The 18564-nt window shown below is 49.8% G+C and carries 19 protein-coding genes and 1 other annotated feature; of the genes, 1 reads left to right on the forward strand and 18 read right to left on the reverse strand.

Going from position 1 to position 18564, the window contains the following annotated elements; genetic code table 11:
• Positions 1-40: 40 nt before the first annotated feature.
• The 14 genes from GW590_RS18430 to GW590_RS18495 all read right to left on the reverse strand — a co-directional run bounded on the left by GW590_RS18430 (position 41) and on the right by GW590_RS18495 (position 13726).
• Positions 41-769 (reverse strand): EAL domain-containing protein, encoded by a 729-nt coding sequence (locus tag GW590_RS18430; protein ID WP_169404544.1) that lies wholly within the window; start codon positions 767-769, stop codon positions 41-43.
• Positions 770-1489: 720 nt separating this feature from the next.
• A complete protein-coding gene (locus GW590_RS18435) occupies positions 1490-1828 on the reverse strand; it encodes a hypothetical protein (RefSeq protein ID WP_169404545.1) in 339 nt (112 codons plus the stop codon).
• A gap of 170 nt (positions 1829-1998) precedes the next feature.
• Positions 1999-2478: an NlpC/P60 family protein gene (locus GW590_RS18440; RefSeq protein ID WP_169404546.1), complete on the reverse strand. Its 480-nt coding sequence runs from the start codon at positions 2476-2478 to the stop codon at positions 1999-2001.
• Positions 2479-2649: 171 nt separating this feature from the next.
• Positions 2650-3033 (reverse strand): 4-amino-4-deoxy-L-arabinose-phosphoundecaprenol flippase subunit ArnF, encoded by a 384-nt coding sequence (gene arnF / locus GW590_RS18445; RefSeq protein WP_169404547.1) that lies wholly within the window; start codon positions 3031-3033, stop codon positions 2650-2652.
• Positions 3030-3374, reverse strand: a complete 345-nt coding sequence (gene arnE, locus GW590_RS18450; protein ID WP_169404548.1) for a 4-amino-4-deoxy-L-arabinose-phosphoundecaprenol flippase subunit ArnE — start codon at positions 3372-3374, stop codon at positions 3030-3032. Before arnE ends, arnF begins: the two co-directional genes overlap by 4 nt.
• Complete coding sequence (arnT, locus tag GW590_RS18455; protein WP_169404549.1) at positions 3371-5038, reverse strand: lipid IV(A) 4-amino-4-deoxy-L-arabinosyltransferase; 1668 nt, start codon at positions 5036-5038, stop codon at positions 3371-3373. The genes arnE and arnT overlap by 4 nt, the downstream gene beginning before the upstream one ends.
• Positions 5039-5938: a 4-deoxy-4-formamido-L-arabinose-phosphoundecaprenol deformylase gene (arnD, locus tag GW590_RS18460; protein ID WP_169404601.1), complete on the reverse strand. Its 900-nt coding sequence runs from the start codon at positions 5936-5938 to the stop codon at positions 5039-5041.
• A gap of 13 nt (positions 5939-5951) precedes the next feature.
• Entirely contained in the window at positions 5952-7934 is a 1983-nt protein-coding gene (gene arnA / locus GW590_RS18465; RefSeq protein ID WP_169404550.1) for a bifunctional UDP-4-amino-4-deoxy-L-arabinose formyltransferase/UDP-glucuronic acid oxidase ArnA, read from the reverse strand.
• Positions 7934-8920 (reverse strand): undecaprenyl-phosphate 4-deoxy-4-formamido-L-arabinose transferase, encoded by a 987-nt coding sequence (gene arnC / locus GW590_RS18470; RefSeq protein ID WP_169404551.1) that lies wholly within the window; start codon positions 8918-8920, stop codon positions 7934-7936. The genes arnA and arnC overlap by 1 nt, the downstream gene beginning before the upstream one ends.
• A gap of 2 nt (positions 8921-8922) precedes the next feature.
• Entirely contained in the window at positions 8923-10062 is a 1140-nt protein-coding gene (gene arnB / locus GW590_RS18475) for a UDP-4-amino-4-deoxy-L-arabinose aminotransferase (protein ID WP_169404552.1), read from the reverse strand.
• Positions 10063-10428: 366 nt separating this feature from the next.
• Positions 10429-11178 carry a vitamin B12 ABC transporter ATP-binding protein BtuD gene (gene btuD / locus GW590_RS18480; protein WP_169404553.1) on the reverse strand — a complete coding sequence of 250 codons (750 nt, stop codon included), beginning with the start codon at positions 11176-11178 and terminating at the stop codon, positions 10429-10431.
• Between the two features lie 83 nt (positions 11179-11261).
• A complete protein-coding gene (locus tag GW590_RS18485; protein WP_169404554.1) occupies positions 11262-11813 on the reverse strand; it encodes a glutathione peroxidase in 552 nt (183 codons plus the stop codon).
• A gap of 69 nt (positions 11814-11882) precedes the next feature.
• A complete protein-coding gene (btuC, locus tag GW590_RS18490) occupies positions 11883-12890 on the reverse strand; it encodes a vitamin B12 ABC transporter permease BtuC (RefSeq protein ID WP_169404555.1) in 1008 nt (335 codons plus the stop codon).
• Between the two features lie 440 nt (positions 12891-13330).
• On the reverse strand, positions 13331-13726 hold the full coding sequence (locus tag GW590_RS18495; RefSeq protein ID WP_169404556.1) for a DUF2502 domain-containing protein: 396 nt from the start codon (positions 13724-13726) through the stop codon (positions 13331-13333).
• Between the two features lie 265 nt (positions 13727-13991).
• Between GW590_RS18495 and GW590_RS18500 the strand changes: the two genes are divergently transcribed.
• Complete coding sequence (locus tag GW590_RS18500; RefSeq protein ID WP_169404557.1) at positions 13992-14144, forward strand: hypothetical protein; 153 nt, start codon at positions 13992-13994, stop codon at positions 14142-14144.
• Between the two features lie 386 nt (positions 14145-14530).
• On the opposite strand, the gene ihfA is transcribed toward GW590_RS18500, so the two are convergent.
• The 4 genes from ihfA to pheM form a co-directional block, all read right to left on the reverse strand.
• The gene (gene ihfA, locus GW590_RS18505) at positions 14531-14827 is read right to left on the reverse strand and encodes an integration host factor subunit alpha (RefSeq protein ID WP_004717732.1); all 297 of its coding nucleotides are present in this window, start codon (positions 14825-14827) and stop codon (positions 14531-14533) included.
• 4 nt (positions 14828-14831) lie between these two features.
• Positions 14832-17219, reverse strand: a complete 2388-nt coding sequence (gene pheT, locus GW590_RS18510; RefSeq protein WP_169404558.1) for a phenylalanine--tRNA ligase subunit beta — start codon at positions 17217-17219, stop codon at positions 14832-14834.
• Between the two features lie 14 nt (positions 17220-17233).
• Positions 17234-18217: a phenylalanine--tRNA ligase subunit alpha gene (pheS, locus tag GW590_RS18515; RefSeq protein ID WP_169404559.1), complete on the reverse strand. Its 984-nt coding sequence runs from the start codon at positions 18215-18217 to the stop codon at positions 17234-17236.
• A 146-nt stretch (positions 18218-18363) separates the two neighbouring features.
• Positions 18364-18488 (reverse strand) — a sequence feature (Phe leader region).
• The gene (pheM, locus tag GW590_RS18520) at positions 18439-18483 is read right to left on the reverse strand and encodes a pheST operon leader peptide PheM (RefSeq protein WP_106120997.1); all 45 of its coding nucleotides are present in this window, start codon (positions 18481-18483) and stop codon (positions 18439-18441) included. (Overlaps the previous feature by 45 nt.)
• Positions 18489-18564 lie beyond the last annotated feature (76 nt).

Raw genomic sequence — 18564 nt, forward strand, 5'->3', positions numbered from 1 at the left:
CCCGTTCACCCGGTTCCGCATTGACGGCACCGGGTGTGAACTACGCAAACTGCGACGGTTTGATCAGCAATAAATCAAGCTGTGTAGACTCCACGGCTGGCCATAACAGTCCCTTTATGCCCTGCACTTGAGTGATATTCAACGCCGCCAGATACTCCTCGCTATCGACGCCATCAACGATGACATGACGGCAATAGCGATTGATGTTTCTTAGCAGTGATGGCAATACCAGAGTAAAATGCTCGCTGGCAAATAATTGCCAAAAAAAACCTTTATCAAGTTTTACAAAGCTAAATAAACCATCGAAAACTGCGGCCATATTGGCATTTCCCGAGCCAAAATTTTCTAACCACAGGGGAAAATGCTTCTTCAGCTTTACCAACCTTTCATTCCTTCGTCCCTGCGAAAGCTGGGGAAATGACTCACTCACCGATATATTGACAAAAGAGAGGGCTTTAATGGCCTCACGCAGTGCAACGTTCTCAATAAGCAGGTCTGTCAATTTTTCGTCGACGCTGATATTCAGCAAAACGTTATGCTTTTCAAACCACGGCCGATGCACTCTTACCCAAGCGGTTTGCTCCTCGAGAAAACGGATCAACTGCTGGGTGGTTAATAAATTCAAAACCAGTTCAGTAGGCATGATTAACTTGCTATCTGTACTGGAAAAGCGACAAATCAACTCTATCGCTAATAATTTCCCTTCAAGTGAATACACCGGCTGGCAAAGATAACTGCTGTTAAATGCCGTATCGAATTGTATTTTCATTTTTTTCCAACACTTCTACGGCACGACTTATTGATTAATGTCTTTGTTGCATATCAATCTCATAAGCCCCAGGCGAACAGTCAATGACAGTTTCGCGGCGTATTGATATCAAAAAGATCCCGTCCGGGTTGCGAAAAGTGGCTTCGCATCCATGCCTAAAAATGTCCATTTCATCGTTTTGACACCTTACCCTACCCTCTTTAACGGGGTATTGGCATACATAAAGGAGTCTGATCGGTTCAATCTTATCTCTAGCGACTAAATGACGCAACTTTGCCCTTTAATAAACACAGCTAATCAAAATTTCGGCGCAAAAGAACGTCATTTACCTTCATTTTTAAGCAACTTTAATACAATTACATGAATGGCAGCGTAATTTTGTGATCTTGCCCTGGCTGTCGCTACCTGTTACGCCGTACCTTTAATGCATATTGATAATGTCTCTGAGCGCCTAAGCTGTACAGATAACATACGATTATTTTTAATCATTATAGGGTCTTACAGCATTTGTCATAGGCACCATCCGCTCGCTGAAGACATTAACTGGCATTGGCCACGCAAAGGGTTCCCTGTCGGCCTTGCTACTAATGCAGTCGCATCTTTTATAAGATAACGCCCCGCCCACTGGCTTCGGCAAGCCTGATATATCAACACCCCTTAATTGTAACTTAATATTACCAAGCGGAGAGGCCGTTGATATACACATAATATGCTTTGCCCTTAATTTATGTGAAAATCAGAAAAATCCTTAACCTGCTGAAGATAAGGTAAATTTAATAAAACCATGTCCACGAAGGCGGGAGAAAGGTCGTGTTTCACTTTGTACAAATCGTTATCGGGGAATGCGGGTGAAATCGGCATAGTGCGCGCAACCAGGGATACCCCCGGCACGCGGCAGCTTTCTGTCATTCCCTGGGCCAAAACAAAGACAAGACGTCGCATTCGACTCTCACCGGCTTTTAATCCGGCTCCCGGGATAGCCATCTTGCTTGTTTTGAGCAAGGTATTTGGTGGGTATATAAAGTCATCTTCCAGCCAGCTAAAAGCAGGATTTGCCATTTATTAATATCCCTATTAATAATCAAATCCCATAAAACAGCAGCCCTATTATCGTGATCAACGCGGTTTTTTCACTCAATAAAAAACTCAGCAAAAGCTGAGTTTTTTATAAATCATCCTTATTTTTGTACCCTATAGTTTTTCGGCTGAAAATACCTATCCGGATCGCATTAAATACGTCGCGCCTGCCAATAGACCCTACGCCAGTAGACATTATCCAACGAAGAACGGATCACCCCTTGACTGGTGGAGGCGTGAATAAATTCATCGTTGGTATCGTAAATGCCTACGTGCAGGCCATTCTCTCCGCTGCCGGTTTTGAAAAATACCAAATCACCGGGTAAAAGTTCTTTGCGAGAAACTTTGGTACCAATCCTGGTTTGTTCTGCCGTTGAACGGGGCAAGATAACGCCAAAGCGGTCACGGAAAGTACGAAATACAAATCCCGAACAATCGACGCCGTTACGCTCCAGCCCGCCATAGCGATAAGGAGTACCATGCCATTCACTGAGCTGGTCGTTTAACTGCGCTCTCACGGCACCGGCATCAGCCAGATTGCCGCTGGGCAGCGGGGCATGGCTGCTACAGCCGCTGAGGATCAGGGCAACTACGACCAACAGCGAATATAAAAGTCCCGTGCGCTTATGCATCTCTTTTGTTCCTGTGCAGACATCCAACAATCACGCCATCGGTGCGGAGCAGTGGATGGGATAACTTACCGTTATCTAAGGATTAAAAGAATTTAGCGCTATTTTATCCGCTATCCAACAAAAATCGCTGTATGTAACGAAAGAAAATGTAAACAACAGCGATTATTTAGCTTAATGGTTTGCCGGTTTACTGTGAATAAGCCACACACCAAACAAAATTGACAATGCGCCCAATGATTTTAACCAGTGTAGGTTTTCGTTAAAACCAGGCAGGCAAACAGCGGCAAGATAGACCAGCGCGTAACTTAAGCTTAGCAAGCTATAAGCGCGATTTAATGGGATCGCTCGCAAGGCAAAGAACCAGCAGAGCATAGAAAGTGCATAGCCGCCAATGCCGCAGCAGACGACAAATATCGGCAGCAGGTTATTGATCAGCACAGCATAGTTAATTATATCCAGTGAAATCGTCGGCAAATGGCTCATGCCCCATTTCATGGACAACTGCGCCAGCGTCACCAACAGCAGGCTGGCGACGCCCCATCCATATCCTTTCAATGGCTCAGTCCCATCAGCAAAATTCCCAGCATAATAAATGCCACGCCGACCCAATGACGTCGATCGATGGTTTCGTTAAAAAACCAGTGAGCGCTAAAAGTGATGAGCACAAAATTCATGCTCAACATCGGATAGGCGATACTCAAAGGCAGCAGTTGCAATACACGCAGCCAGAGTAACAAGCCGACACCCATCAGCAGGATAGCCAACGCCATCCAGCGCAGGATAAATTTAAGATTACCCGCGACCTGAATGGCGCCAACCTGCGCCGCCTTTTTTTGACAAAGCTGGCCGGCACAGGTCAGGACGCTAACAACAACAACCAGCAGATAACCAATCATGGCAGTTTTTTGTAGATAAGCAGCTTAAAGCGATTGGCGCTGATTTCACTGTCAGCCGGTGGCAGTTTTGCCCTGGTCTGCAGGTCACTGTCAAGCTGGATCATCACTGAAACGTCTCCTTGCTCCCGCGCCTTTAGCAGCCACGTCGGGAAGTCAGCACCGCTGATATAGTGGCTCTGACCATCAGGATAATTCAGGCCATATTCCAGCTCACCCTTCTCGTCAAACATCAGGATATCGCTACGTTTTAGCTCCCAGGCTAATCCCGCGGCCACACCTACGCTGTCGCTAAGTACAAAACGGCTCTGTTTTAGCGGCTGGATATTTTGCTGAATAAATTCCTGCGGCTGCTTGGAGTCGATGACATGTTGCGGAATGGCCTGACCGACCAGCAAAGCTAGCACTAATGGACAGGCGGCAGCCCAATACCAGCGGCGAGGAGCGGTAATGCTCATCGCACCAGCCAATGCCCAAGTGGCAAAGCACATAATCGCCATCAGCCATTTATGCAGTTCTTCTGGCGCATAGATCGCTTTGACATGCAGCGGCAAGCGTCCGGACAGCACCACCAGCGTCACAACGACCAGCCCACCAAAGATAATATTGATGATACCGTTAACTTTAAGCACTCGAGAGCTGAGCGACTGGCGAACCTGCTCAAAATAGTCTGCCATTAATAAGGCCAGCGGTGCAAAGCATGGCAGGATATAGGTTGGTAATTTACCCTTGGCAATACTGAAGAAAATCAGCGGCATCACTGCCCAACTCAGCAGGAAAAACAGCTCAGGTCGCAACGCTCTTTTTTTCCAGCCACCGATCAGCGCCCCTGGCAATAGCCCAAGCCAAGGCAAGGCCCCCAGGCAGAGCATGGGTAAGTAGTACCAAAAGGGTGCGCTATGCTGTGCATCTTTGGCGGCAAAGCGTTGAATATGCTCAACCCAGAAGAAATAGTGCCAAAAGTCCGGTTCACGCTGGGCAATGGCCAGGACCCAGGGCAGACTCAGCAAAAAGGCGCTGACAATGGCCAACGGCCCCCAGCAGAGTAAGGTTTTAAAGCGTTTTTCACGCCAGACAATCGGCAGCACTGAAATCACCGGCACGGCCAGCGCCAGAAACCCCTTGGTCATAAACCCCATACCGCAAGCCAATCCCAGTACTAACCAGCTCAGGGCCTTCTGCTTTGTGCCGCTTACGCGCAGGCAAAAATAGCTGCTGACCATCGCTGCGGTCATCCACAGCGTGATCATCGGATCCAGTACGCTGTAAGTACCGATGCTAAACACCAATACGCAGGAAAGATAAATCAGCGTCGCGATATAGGCTTTTTGCCGATTGTGCCACATCAGGTTGGCCAGCCAGAACACCAGCAAGGCGCTAATGGCGGAGCAGAATACTGAACCGAAGCGCACAGCAAAATTAGAATCACCAAAAATCATCTGACTGATATTGTTGATCCAATACCCCGCTATCGGCTTTTCGAAATAGCGCAGCCCCAGGAAATGAGGCACCACCCAGTCGCCACGTTGCAGCATTTCACGACTGATTTCGGCATAGCGTGTTTCATCCGGTTGCCATAAAGAACGTAAATCAAGAGGCAGCAAATAAAGTACGGTAAAAAACAACAACAACATAAAACCATAAGCACGTTTAATACTGTTCGACATTCAATTCAACCCTTTTTGCTGGCAGCCCAACCACCCTTCCCTTCCCGGGAATTCCGAACGTACAACTCGCCCTACCGGCAAGGATTGGGTATCCGCAGGCAATAAACTACCCAGTGGACAAAACTCAATTCCCTGCTCTCTGGCGCGCGAGAGTAACTCATCAAACATAGCGGCGAGCGACATACCTTCAACCTCGGCATGAATGGTGTAAACCGGCACCCCTTCATCGCGCGCTATGGCATCTAAAATAAAATCGTTAAAGCCCTGGCTATCCACCTTGCTGCCAATCACCTCATCATAGGTGGGCAATGTCACCGGGATCTGTACCGTACCCGGTTCACCGTTGGCTAACAGTGGACGAAAAGGCGAGGTACCGCGGCAATCGCTGTTATAGCGAAAGCCAAATTTTTCTTTGACATCAATGACACGCTGATCGGCGCGCCATCCGGCCACAGCGGAGCAATCCACCGGGCGAGCAATACTGTTCTCCAGAGCCACCAGTCCTTTACGGACCTGCTGCTCAAGTTGTGCTGGCGTCCATTTTTCGACTTTCGCCTGCCATCCCTGATGATCCCAGGCGTGCAGCCCCACTTCATGACCCTGGTCGGCAGTCTGTTTCATTAAAGGCGCAAAACCTTTGGCAATAAGTTTGCCTGGCCAGGCGGTACCCGCTACCAAAATATCCAGTCCATACAACGAGGCGGCATTGGATCGCAGCATCTTCCATAGAAAGCGGGGACGTAAAAGGCGCCATAAATGGCGCCCCATATTGTCTGGCCCGACACTGAAAAAGAAACTGCCTTTGATTTGATGCTTATCCAGGAGCCTTAGTAATTCAGGGACACCCTTGCGGGTGCCACTCCAGGTATCAACATCAATCCGCAGACCTACTTTTTTCATTTCGGTCAAGGTGTTACCCCTTTTCGGCAGGTGATTCAACTGAACGCAAGAAGAAGTCCAGTGTGGCATCAACCGTTTTATCCATGCTGACTTCAGGCTGCCAGTTCAGCAAACGACGGGCATTTTTAATGCTTGGCGTACGGTGTTCAACGTCCTGATAGCCTTTACCGTAGTAGCTGCTGCTTTCGACCATTTTAAAGCCGGCAAATGGAGGGAACTGATCGCGCAGCGGATGGGCTTCAAAGCTCTTGAGCAACATTTCAGCGAGTTCACGAATACTGGCTTCGTTAGTCGGGTTACCAATGTTGATGATTTGACCGTCACACATATTGTTGCGGTTTTCAATCACGCGGAACAGGGCTTCGATACCGTCGTTGATATCGGTAAAGCAGCGTTTTTGCTCGCCACCGTCAACCAGCTTGATAGGCGAACCCTCAACCAGATTGAGGATCAACTGGGTAATGGCACGTGAACTGCCGATACGGGCAGCATCAAGGTTATCCAGACGCGGACCCATCCAGTTGAATGGACGGAACAGCGTAAAGCGCAGACCTTCTTTCACGCCGTAAGCCCAGATCACACGGTCAAGCAACTGTTTGGAGACTGAGTAAATCCAGCGCTGTTTGTTGATTGGACCCACGATCAGGCGTGAGTTATCTTCATCAAACTCTTTGTCGTCGCACATACCGTAGACTTCAGAGGTTGATGGGAAAATGATGCGTTTTTTGTATTTAACGCAGTCGCGAACAATTTTCAGGTTTTCTTCAAAATCCAGCTCGAAGACGCGCAGTGGATTGCGGGTATATTCGATTGGGGTCGCAATGGCAACCAGCGGCAACACAACGTCGCATTTTTTAATGTGATATTCGATCCATTCGGAATGAATGCTGATATCACCTTCAACGAAGTGGAAATTCGGGTTATCCATAAAGCGGCTGATGGCATCGGAACTGATATCCAGACCGAAGATTTCATAGTTGCCATCACGCAGCAGGCGTTCACTGAGGTGGTTACCGATAAAACCGTTCACCCCTAAAATCAACACGCGAGTACGGCGTTTCATCACCGCCGTTGGGCGCGGAGACAGTCTTACGTTAGGCATAATGCCCATTTCAAGGGCCAAACGGCTACCCTGAACGTAAAGACCAGACTCAGTCTGCCCGGCGACAATTTCCAGCGCACCTTCACCACAGGCAATCACCAGCGGCTCGTTGGACAATACGGTACCAGGCTGTTTATCGTGAGCCTGCTCGAGGACACGAGCACGCCAGATAGTCAGTTTACGCTCGCCGAGGTAACTGAATGCACCCGGGTAAGGTTCGGTAACGGCACGAATAAGATTGTTGATCTGGCTGGCAGATTTATGCCAATGAATTTCACCGTCAGCGGCGGTACGACGACCAAAATAGCTGGCCTGTGACTCATCTTGCGGTGTCAGCGTCATCTCGCCTGCCAACATGCCCGGCAGCAGTTTCTTCAGCAGGGACTCTGCTGCGTCACGCATTTTGCCATGCAGGGTAAATGCCGTGTCTTGTGGGTCAATAGCCACAGCTTGCTGACCAACGATATCACCGGCATCCGGACGTTTAACCATTTTATGCAGGGTGACGCCTGTTTCGGTTTCGCCATTGAGCACGGCCCAGTTGATTGGCGCGCGTCCGCGATAGCGTGGCAGCAGAGAACCATGCAAGTTGAAACCGCCCAACGGAGCTAATGACAGCACTTCTTCGCTGAGCATATTGCGGTAATAAAATGAGAAAATAACATCTGGCTGCAACTCGCGGATGCGGTTAACCCATAACGGATGGTTAACGTCTTCCGGTGCATAGACTGGCAGATCCAGGTCAGCACCTGTACGGGCGACCGAAGCAAAGAAGTTGTTTTCATCTGGGGAGTCAGTATGAGTGAATACTGCCTGCACATCATAACCCGCTTCAACCAGGGCTTTTAAACCCGCGCAACCAATATCATGGTAGGCAAATACTATCGCTTTCATTATTTATTTTCCTGATCTGTATCGACATCGACGGAACCTGTCCCGATGACTTTCTGAACAAAATAGCGGGGACGTGCACGAACGTCGTTATAAATGCGACCGATGTATTCTCCCAACAGCCCCATTCCAACAAATTGCGCACCGATAAACATAAACAGCAGCGCGAACAGCGTGAAAACGCCGTCTGCCGCCCATACCGGGCCAAAGATCACACGCATAAGAATCAAGGCCAATGCAAGAACAAACCCGCATAAGGCCACTATGCTACCCACGACGCTCAGCAATCTTAACGGCGTGGTCGTCAGACAAGTGATCAAGTCATACATCAGATTGATCAGCTTCATCAGACTGTATTTGGAGTCACCAAACTCGCGCTCTGCATGCTGCACCGGGATTTCAACGGTTTTGCGGGCAAAGGTGTTGGCGAGGATGGGAATAAACGTGCTTCGCTCATGGCAATGGAGCATCGCTTCGATAATATGGCGGCGATAGGCACGCAGCATGCAGCCATAGTCCCCCATGGATTTACCGGTGGCCCGCTGGATCATCATATTGATCATCTTGGAAGCACTTTTACGGAACCAGGAGTCACGGCGGTTAGCACGCACGGTACCGACGACGTCATAACCCTCTTCTGCCTTGAGCACCAGCCGCGGGATCTCTTCCGGTGGGTTTTGCAAATCGGCATCAAGGGTGATCACCAGATCGCCGCTCGCATGATTAAACCCGGCCATAATAGCCGAATGTTGTCCATAGTTGCGGTTGAGCAATACGGCGATCACACAGTTTTCCGGCACTTCAGCCGCTTCGGTCAGCAGTTCAATCGAACGATCGCTGCTGCCGTCATCAACCAAAATAATCTCGTAAGACTGGGTTAACAGGCGACAAGAGGCAATAGTGCGCGACAGCAAGGCGGGCAGGCTCTGTTCCTCATTGTAGACGGGTATGACCACGGAAACTTTCTTAATTACTTCAAACTGAGCCACTGCTACATCTCCACCAGGGATTTAAGAGCGTCAACAACCCGGTCAACATCACTATCTTGCATATCAGGGAACAGAGGCAGACTGCACATCCTGGCCGTATTCCATTCACTGTTAGGTAATTTTAAATCGGGGTAACGCTCACGATAATATTTTTGCGTATGGGCCGCGCGGAAATGTAATCCGGTACCAATGCCACGCTCTTTCAGGCGTTCCATCAATGTGTCTCGACTGATGTCACAGCGTGTTTCATCAACGCGAATTATCATCAAGTGCCAGCTATGCAGGTGCGGATAAGTCGGCACATGGACTGGCAGGAAAGGTGTCCCTTGCAATTTCTCGAGATAAAGCTGCGCCAGGTGCGCCCGTCTTGCGTTCATTTCAGGTAAACGCTTCAGTTGAACGACGGCAATGGCGGCATGAATATCCGACAGGTTGTATTTAAACCCGGGTTCAATCACCTCGGCTTGCGGACGGCGACCCTGTACCTGACGGTCAAAGGCATCAACGGCCAGGCCATGGAATTTCAATGCCCGCACGCGCGCGGCCAACTCATCGTCATCGGTGGCGATCAATCCGCCTTCGGCACAAGTCATATTCTTGATGGCATGGAAAGAGAAGATCGCCGTGCCCTTGGCACCAATCCAGCGACCACGGTACTGGGTACCGGAAGCATGGGCGGCATCTTCAATCAGCGCAATGTTATGTTCTTGCGCCAATGCATACAGCGGATCGAGATCCAGCGCGGCACCGGCGTAGTGAACAGGAATAATGGCTTTGGTTTTTGGAGTAATGGCGGCAGCAACGTCTTCGGGACGAACCATCAGGGTATCAGGATCTACATCAATCATTACCGGTTCTGCACCCAGCAGAGTAATCATGTTCAGGGTGGAAACCCAGGTTTGTGACGGGGTGATCACTTCATCGCCAGGCCCGATCCCCAGGGCTATCAGGGTAACATGCATCCCTCCGGTTGCTGAGCTGACGGCTATGGCGTGTTTACAACCAAATGCAGCGGAGAAATCTTCTTCCAACTGATTGGTTTGTGGACCTGTGGTGATCCAGCCAGAACGTAATACCTGCTCAACTGCTTTGATTTCTTCATCACCCATTGATGGACGAGAAAAAGGTAAAAAATTTTCCATGTAGCAAATCCTGTCATTTAACGACGGCAATGAAGCGGTAATCATCGCAGACTGTATAGACTGTTTATTTAACAGAGAGTAAACGCTCTAAGAATAATAATAGTTAAAGTATTGTCGTTTAATCTTAATTTAACATTAAGGATATTCAAGTCGCTACGGCAGTTTTTTTTTAAGAAAACACAATAGTGAACTTGTTGATTTAAATCATTTTAAAAATGGAAAATACTCCTTTTTGCTGTCTGGCAAGTCGCTTGTTCGCTTTATTTCAGATTACAGACACGCAGATTGGTTATTTTATAAACCAATATAAAGCCATTAACCTGTAAAAAAGAATAGTCTGCAAACTATTTTTCAACCTTCTGGCGACTAATCAGTCATAAGCCAGGATTTTCCCGCAAGATTATGTAACTGAAAAGAAACGCCGTAAAGAAAAGATAAACATTCTGGCTGTAATACTGCTGCGGTTTCTCCTGCCGCCACAACCTCGCCAGCAGACATCAACCATACGTTATCGGCCTGATGCAACGTGTGATTAAGATCGTGATCGCTGATGATAGCCATTCCGCCGGCACGACAAAACATGGCAATCAGTCCATCAACGGCTTGTTGATGAGCAATATCCAGGCTATTTGCCGGTTCATCGAGTAATAGCAGACAACCCAGGGGATTGAGATCGGGCCAGACCTGCAATAATGTCGCAACCAGTCGGACGCGTTGCCACTCACCACCGGAGAGTTGTGTCACCGGCTTGGCAAGCTTATCCGACAAATGCAATTGGTCGCACAGCATCGATAAGGTTTGGTTCAGACATTGAGGTGTCGCAGCCTGCGGCTGGTGCAACGATAAATATTGAAATACCGGCATCACCGACAGCGGCAGCGACTGCTGGCATAAATAACTGCGATAACGGGAAAGCTGCAGCCCCGATAGATGCGCAATTGATTGCCCCTGGAGGATCACCTCGCCCGTGCCGGGTAGCATTCCGGCAATGCTTGCCAGCAGACTGCTTTTCCCTGCACCGTTTGGCCCAATAATGTGTACCCGAGCACCGGGATAAACCTGAGCACTAAAGGGGGAAAAACGTGAAGCCACTGCCAACTGCTTTAATTGCAACATACACGCATCGCTGTCTGGTAAAAGCCAATAAATCACAGGGCGACGCTGAGGGTCGCCCTGTCGGTTGGACTATCTAGGCACAATTATTTGGCCACTGCCTGACCGATCGCCGCCACCAAAATCGGATCTTCCGGCGTCATATCCGGCGCAAAACGTGCCAGCACCTGGCCATTACGACCAACCAGGAATTTTTCAAAATTCCACAAAATATTTTCCGGGCGCAGCGGCTCACGGCCTTTACTGGCCAGACGCTGGTAAAACTCGCTGCCCTCGGGTTTGATGGCCTGAGGTTTGGCGGCGATCAACGCTTTGTAGAGTGGATGGCGTCCGTCACCATTGACCTCGATTTTACTGAACATCGGGAAGCTGACACCAAACTGCGTAGTACAGAATGCCTGGATTTCCTCTTCGCTGCCCGGCTCCTGGGCACCAAATTCATTGCAGGGAAATCCCAGCACCTCAAAACCCTGGGCATGCCAGGTTTGGTACAGGCTTTCCAGTCCCTGATATTGCTTGGTCAAACCACATTGCGAGGCAACATTCACCACCAGCAATACCTCATTTGCATAGGCCCCCAGTGTGGTGGACTTGCCATCAATAGTGGTCAATGGTGTTGCATAAATCGCGTTACTCATAGTCATGTCCTATTGTTGTGGATCAGGTAAATGCTGAGATAATCTTTAACAGAATAAGGCCATCATCACTTAGTCAGACCGTTCTGCTCTCGCCAACAGCCAAATAAATAACGGAGCGCCAAGCACTGCCGTTACCACGCCTATCGGCAATTCAGCAGCGTAGAGCGCAATACGTGCCACTACGTCAGCCAGTAACAACACCGTGCTACCAGCCAGGGCACAGGCCGGAAGTAATCGCCGCTGATCGGTGATACCACAAAGGCGCAAGAGATGGGGAATAACCAGGCCGATAAAGCCTATCACACCGGCCAGCGCAACGCTGATACCCACCACCCAGCCCATGGCCAGCACCAGCAAATTGCGCCAGATGCGGATTGACAGACCGAGCTGCTGCGCCTGGTGTACCCCCAGCGCCAATAAATTGATGGTTCGCCCCTGGGCACAAAGCCAGAGTAACACCGGTAGCATCAACACCCCCATCCAGGACTGTCGCCAGTCAATACCACCAAAGCCGCCCATCATCCAATACATTAACTGGCGCAGATCGAGGCTTGAACTGAAATAGACCGCCCAGGTCATAATCGCGCTGCAGATTATGCCAATCGCCACTCCCACCAACAGCAGGCGCGAATGGGTAAACAGCCGTTTTCGTGAAAAATAGAGCAAAAAGAAGGTCACTACCAGCGCACCGAGTACGGCACTCAGGCTCATTAATGCTGGCGAAAGCAGCCCTTTACCCAGCATAACGCAAATTACCAGAGCCACACCGGCTCCACTTGCCACGCCCAGCAGCCCGGGTTCAGCCAGAGTGTTTTCAAATAATGACTGCATCACGGCCCCGGAGACCGCCAGCGCCGCCCCCACCAGCATTACGGCCAACGCACGCGGCAAGCGGATTTGCCAGACAAAGAGTTTGTATGTCGGAGAAAACCACTGATTCGGCCATATCCAGCTATCACCGGCACAGAGACTGAAGATCAACACCAAGAGTAAAGCAGCGGAGAGCCCTTGCAGGCACCGGCGGTCACGATATTTTTGCTGCTGCTCAAGCTGCGTAAAGGTAGGAAAGGCTGACATGCTTAATAGCATCCTGTTGCTTATAGCCGTATAAATAACCCGTTCCGGGTCCCGGTGACCGCTTATCCTATCTATTATTGGCAGCATTGCGCAATTTTCTGCCCCTGGCTTGTGAAGACATCAGGCAGTCTGCGATGTAATCCGCAGGGGATAAGATAAGCAAAGAGTGAGTTTGCACAAATCATGATGACCCGGCAAGATGAAAATCTTATCTCACTAAGCCAATGGCTGGCACAGTAACGGCTGGCCAGACCATGGTCTGACTTGCAGGAAATAACCAGGCAACCGTGGTTGACGTTTGGCATTAAGAAAGGTGGGCTGCGGAAACTAAAAAGGCCATAAGTGTAAACTTATGGCCAGCTATAACCCGCTGCCTCGTAACAGGGTAGCGCTGAAAATCTGCGTAGAGCTGCTGTGGTTAAAACACAGCGGAGCCGCTTTTAGTGATGCTGAGCGTCTGGGGGTAATGGTTCGCCGTGACCTTGATTACCATGGCCCTGGTCACCTTTGCCCTGATTGCCGTGAGGATCATGATTGCCATGGTTGGGCTCTCCCCGCGGCTGCCGAGGTGGCTGGTGTTTTGGCGGTGGCGCAGCTTCCCAACGATTACCATGCCAATATAAGCCATGGCTGTTGCGTTCACCCATATGCTTACCCTGGTGATCGTGCCACCACTGCGGTGGACGCCAGTCATAGCCATCCCAGTAGTAACCGCGATCATTCTTATCCCCGATATGAATAGATGCACCAGGAAGATCGACATTCAGCGAAACATTCGCCTGCGCGACCACGGGCAGGGCCAGAGCACAACACAACATCAGAATATATTTATTCAAAACGTCCACCTTAATTTTATTATTACTCTTTTTTATAACAGGGGGAGTGACAACTGACTATGAGAACAGGGATAACTTTCGAATAAATGACGGGGGGCTTACTCTAAAAATACAGATGTGTCCCGATTGAAATAATTCAATAGGATTGTGAGTAAATAATATTCAGTTTTCATAACTACGCTAACATCTCTTAACGCTAGTCTGACAACAGAATGTTATTGTTTTATTTATACTCAGACGGTGTAATCAAACGAAGGAAATAATTATGCGTCGTATTTTGGCTTTTCTTACTATTGCTCTGGTTGCCTCTAGTCTGAGTGGCTGTCTGTTCCCTCCATTTTGGGGCCCTGGTGGCGGCGGTGGTCACGGCGGTGGTGGCGGTGGTGGCGGTTACCACGGTGGCGGACCAGGTCGTTAATCATTTTCAATGGTGACCATTGCTTTATTTTGGGGAAAATGAGTTCTAATTTTATTTATACCCATCAATAGCACCACTGATTATTTCTCTTAAAATTAATTTATCTTGCTGCTATTTACCAAGGGACTTCGGTCCCTTTTTATTTGTTTTTTTCCGTATCAGACAAATAAAAACCACTTAACGCATTCGTTTAACCGCGAAATTTAATCTATCAGACTAATCTTGAAAATCCCAACACCTTAACACTATCTTTTCACTTTTCGTCTCCTCCCCCTAAATGACATTAACCGACGATCTTCCCCGCTTACCTGACGAGTTAGCACCACAAACCCACCAGGCGCAAAAAAAAGGCCGCATTACGCGGCCTTTTTATCAGACTAACTTTTTTATTCTTTGGGCGTGGCATTTTCCACGCGACTTTTTAACTTCTGTCCTGGACGGAAAGTCACCACACGGCGCGCCGTAATAGGAATGTCCTCGCCAGTTTTCGGGTTACGCCCCGGACGTTGGTTTTTGTCACGCAGATCAAAATTGCCAAAGCCAGACAATTTAACTTGTTCGCCATTCTCCAAAGCACGACGTACTTCTTCAAAGAACAGTTCAACCAGGTCTTTGGCATCCCGTTTGCTCAGCCCGAGCTTTTCAAACAGGTGTTCTGACATTTCAGCTTTAGTAAGCGCCATAGGTTCAATCCCTCAAGGATGCTTGGAATCGCTGTTTTAGGGCCTCTACACATCTTGCAACAGTAGCGGCGATCTCCTCTTCTTCCAGTGTACGAGCGGTATCCTGCAATACCAGACTAATAGCCAGGCTTTTATAACCCTCCGCTACGCCCTTGCCACGGTACACGTCAAATAAGTTTACGCCAACTACCTGATTTGCGCCAACTTTCTTACACTCTGCCAAAATATCGTCTGCGGCGACGTTTTCAGCCACCACAACAGCGATATCACGACGGTTTGCCGGGAAGCGAGAAATCTCGCGCGCATCAGGCAGGACGCGGTCTGCGAGCTTGTTCCACAACATTTCAAACACCACGGTACGACCATTGAGGTCCAGTTTACGTTCCAATTCCGGATGCACTACTCCAATGAAACCAATACGTTCGCCGTGTAAATAAATTGCTGCGCTCTGGCCGGGATGCAATGCAGGATTCATTTCAGCCTTGAACTGAATCTGGTCCAATTTTCCGGTAAGCTCAAGAATCGCTTCAAGATCGCCCTTCAGATCGTAATAGTCCACGGCCTGACGTGCCAGGTCCCAATGTTCTTCGCTACGGTTACCGGCGATCACCCCAGACAGCATGACATCCTGACGGATACCCAAATAAGCTTGTGTATCAGGAACAAAACGCAGGCCACTTTCGAACAAGCGCACACGTCCCTGCTGACGATTCTGGTTATAAACCACAGAAGTCAGCAAACCGGTCCACAATGAGAGGCGCATTGCCGACATTTCTACGGAGATAGGGCTTGGCAACAGCAGCACTTCTTGGTCTGGATGCAGCCATTGCTGAACTTTAGGATCGACAAAGCTATAGGTAATGGCTTCCTGGAAGCCGCGATCGACCAGCAGGTTCTTGACACGTTTCAAAGAAAGATCGGCTTCGCGGTGGCGTGTCATTTCCAGATTGGCTTTTACCGGCACATCGGGAATGTTGTTGTAGCCATAGACGCGTGCAACCTCTTCGACCAGGTCTTCTTCGATTTGCATATCGAAACGCCAGCTCGGTGCAACCGCAATCCAGGTATCAGCCTGAACCTCAACCTGGCACCCCAGGCGTTGCAGAATATCCGTTACCTGAGCATCGGCAACATGGTGGCCGATGACCCGATCAAGTTTTTCGCGACGCAGAGTGATTTTGGCTGCTTTTGGCAAATGTGCTTCGGCAGTCACATCAATTACCGGTCCTGCCTGGCCGCCACAAATTTCCAGCAGCAAAGCGGTCGCACGTGCCATTGCCTTATGCTGCAACTGAGGATCGACGCCACGTTCGTAGCGATGTGATGCATCAGTATGCAGCCCCTGGCGGCGAGCACGGCCAGTGATGGACAGAGGATTAAAGAATGCGCACTCCAGCAGCACATCTTGCGTCTGTGCATTGACGCCTGAATGCTCGCCGCCAAAGATCCCGCCCATTGCCAACGCTTTTTTATGGTCGGCAATCACTAATACATCATCGTTAAGTTTGGCGACGGTGCCGTCGAGCAGGGTCAGGCTTTCGTCTTTCTGCGCCAGGCGCACCACAATACCGCCTTCAATACGATTGAGATCGAAGGCATGCATTGGCTGGCCCAGCTCAAGCAGCACAAAGTTGGTGATATCCACTACCGGATCGATGGAACGAATACCGCAGCGACGCAGCTTTTCGCGCATCCACAGCGGGGTAGCTGCCGTAATATCGATGCCTTTGACAACGCGACCCAAATAGCGCGGGCAGGCTTCACTGGCCTGAACATCGATGGGCAAGGTATCAGCAATAGTGGCGGCAACCGGGGCAATCAGCGGTTCGCTAAGCGGCAACTGGCTAACAACAGCCACGTCGCGGGCGATACCAATGATGCCCAGGCAATCGGCACGGTTAGGGGTGACGCTGATTTCAATCATCTTGTCATCGAGCTGCAGGAATTCACGGATGTCGGTGCCAATAGGCGCATCCAGCGGCAGTTCGATAATGCCGTCGTGATCTTCAGAAATACCCAGCTCAGAGAAAGAGCACAGCATCCCTTCAGAAGGCTCACCGCGAAGTTTTGCCGCTTTGATTTTAAAATCACCCGGCAGCACCGCGCCGACGGTGGCCACGGCCACTTTCAGGCCCTGGCGACAGTTGGGCGCACCGCAAACGATATCCAGCAGGCGGTCGCCACCGACATTGATTTTGGTGACGCGCAGTTTGTCGGCATTAGGATGCTGACCACATTCCACCACTTCACCGACCACCACTCCGTGGAAAGCCCCGGCTACGGCTTCAACGCCGTCAACTTCCAGACCGGCCATGGTAATTTGTTCTGATAATGCTTCGCTGCTGATGGCTGGGTTTACCCATTCACGCAACCAGAGTTCACTGAATTTCATGTGATATTCCCGCCTTACTTAAACTGTTTGAGGAAACGCAGATCGTTTTCGAAGAATGCACGCAAATCGGTCACGCCATAGCGCAACATGGTCAGTCGCTCCATGCCCATGCCGAAGGCAAAACCGGAGTAGACCTCAGGATCGATGCCGACATTGCGTAACACATTGGGATGGACCATACCGCAGCCCAGAACTTCGAGCCATTTGCCATTTTTACCCATTACATCCACTTCCGCAGAAGGTTCGGTAAACGGGAAATAAGAAGGACGGAAACGGATCTGCAAATCAGCTTCAAAGAAGTTGTTCAGGAAATCGTGCAGTGTGCCTTTCAGGTTACTGAAGCTGATGCCTTTATCGACGATCAGCCCTTCCATCTGATGGAACATCGGGGTGTGGGTCTGATCGTAGTCATTACGATAAACACGGCCCGGGGCAATGATGCGGATCGGCGGCTGCTGTTCTTTCATGGTACGGATCTGCACACCGGAGGTCTGGGTGCGCAGCAGACGAGTGGCATCAAACCAGAAGGTATCGTGGTCAGCGCGGGCCGGATGATGGGCCGGAATATTCAGGGCATCAAAGTTGTGGTAGTCATCTTCGATTTCAGGTCCGGTTTCCACAGAAAAGCCCAGTTCACCGAAGAAGGTCTCGATGCGGTCAATGGTGCGGGTCACCGGATGCAGTCCGCCGTTCTCAATGCGGCGGCCAGGCAAAGAAACATCAATAGTTTCTTCTGCCAGACGCGCATTCATCGCGGAGGATTCCAGCCCATTTTTACGGGCATTCAGCGCATCCTGCACTTCCTGCTTGGCCTGGTTGATCACGGCACCGGCAGCGGGACGATCTTCAGCAGGCAGTTCGCGCAGTGAAGTCATCTGTAGGGTCAAATGCCCCTTTTTGCCTAAATATTCGACGCGCACTAAATCCAGCGCGGCGACATCCTGGGCACTCTCTACGGCGGCCTTGGCATTGGCAACCAGTTCTGCGAGATGTGACATTGCTTTCCTCTTCTTCTGGCCGATTTGACCCGATGTGAAATAAAAGTATGAGTAAAACCTATTTTAATGACGCGCCAGGCCTGATTTCGCGTTTCTGTATCAATGCCTTAACGTCAGCAAAACCTAACTGTCAGCGCCACCACAGCAAAAAAAAAGCCTCCACGAGGGAGGCTTTAGCGCTACTTTCCGTTTCTTCTCTTACGCGCGAAAGCCTTCCTGAATCAGGCGCTAAAGTAAAAAAAGAAGCGGAAAATAGCAGCATTCATGCTTGCGTTACCTTAATAAGTTTGGGCTTACCGGTTAACCTTGCACCGCATTGGCAAAGCGTTTCTGCACCAATGGGGGTA

This window comes from Rouxiella aceris (assembly GCF_012933545.1).
Classification (GTDB): Bacteria; Pseudomonadota; Gammaproteobacteria; order Enterobacterales; family Enterobacteriaceae; genus Rouxiella; species Rouxiella aceris.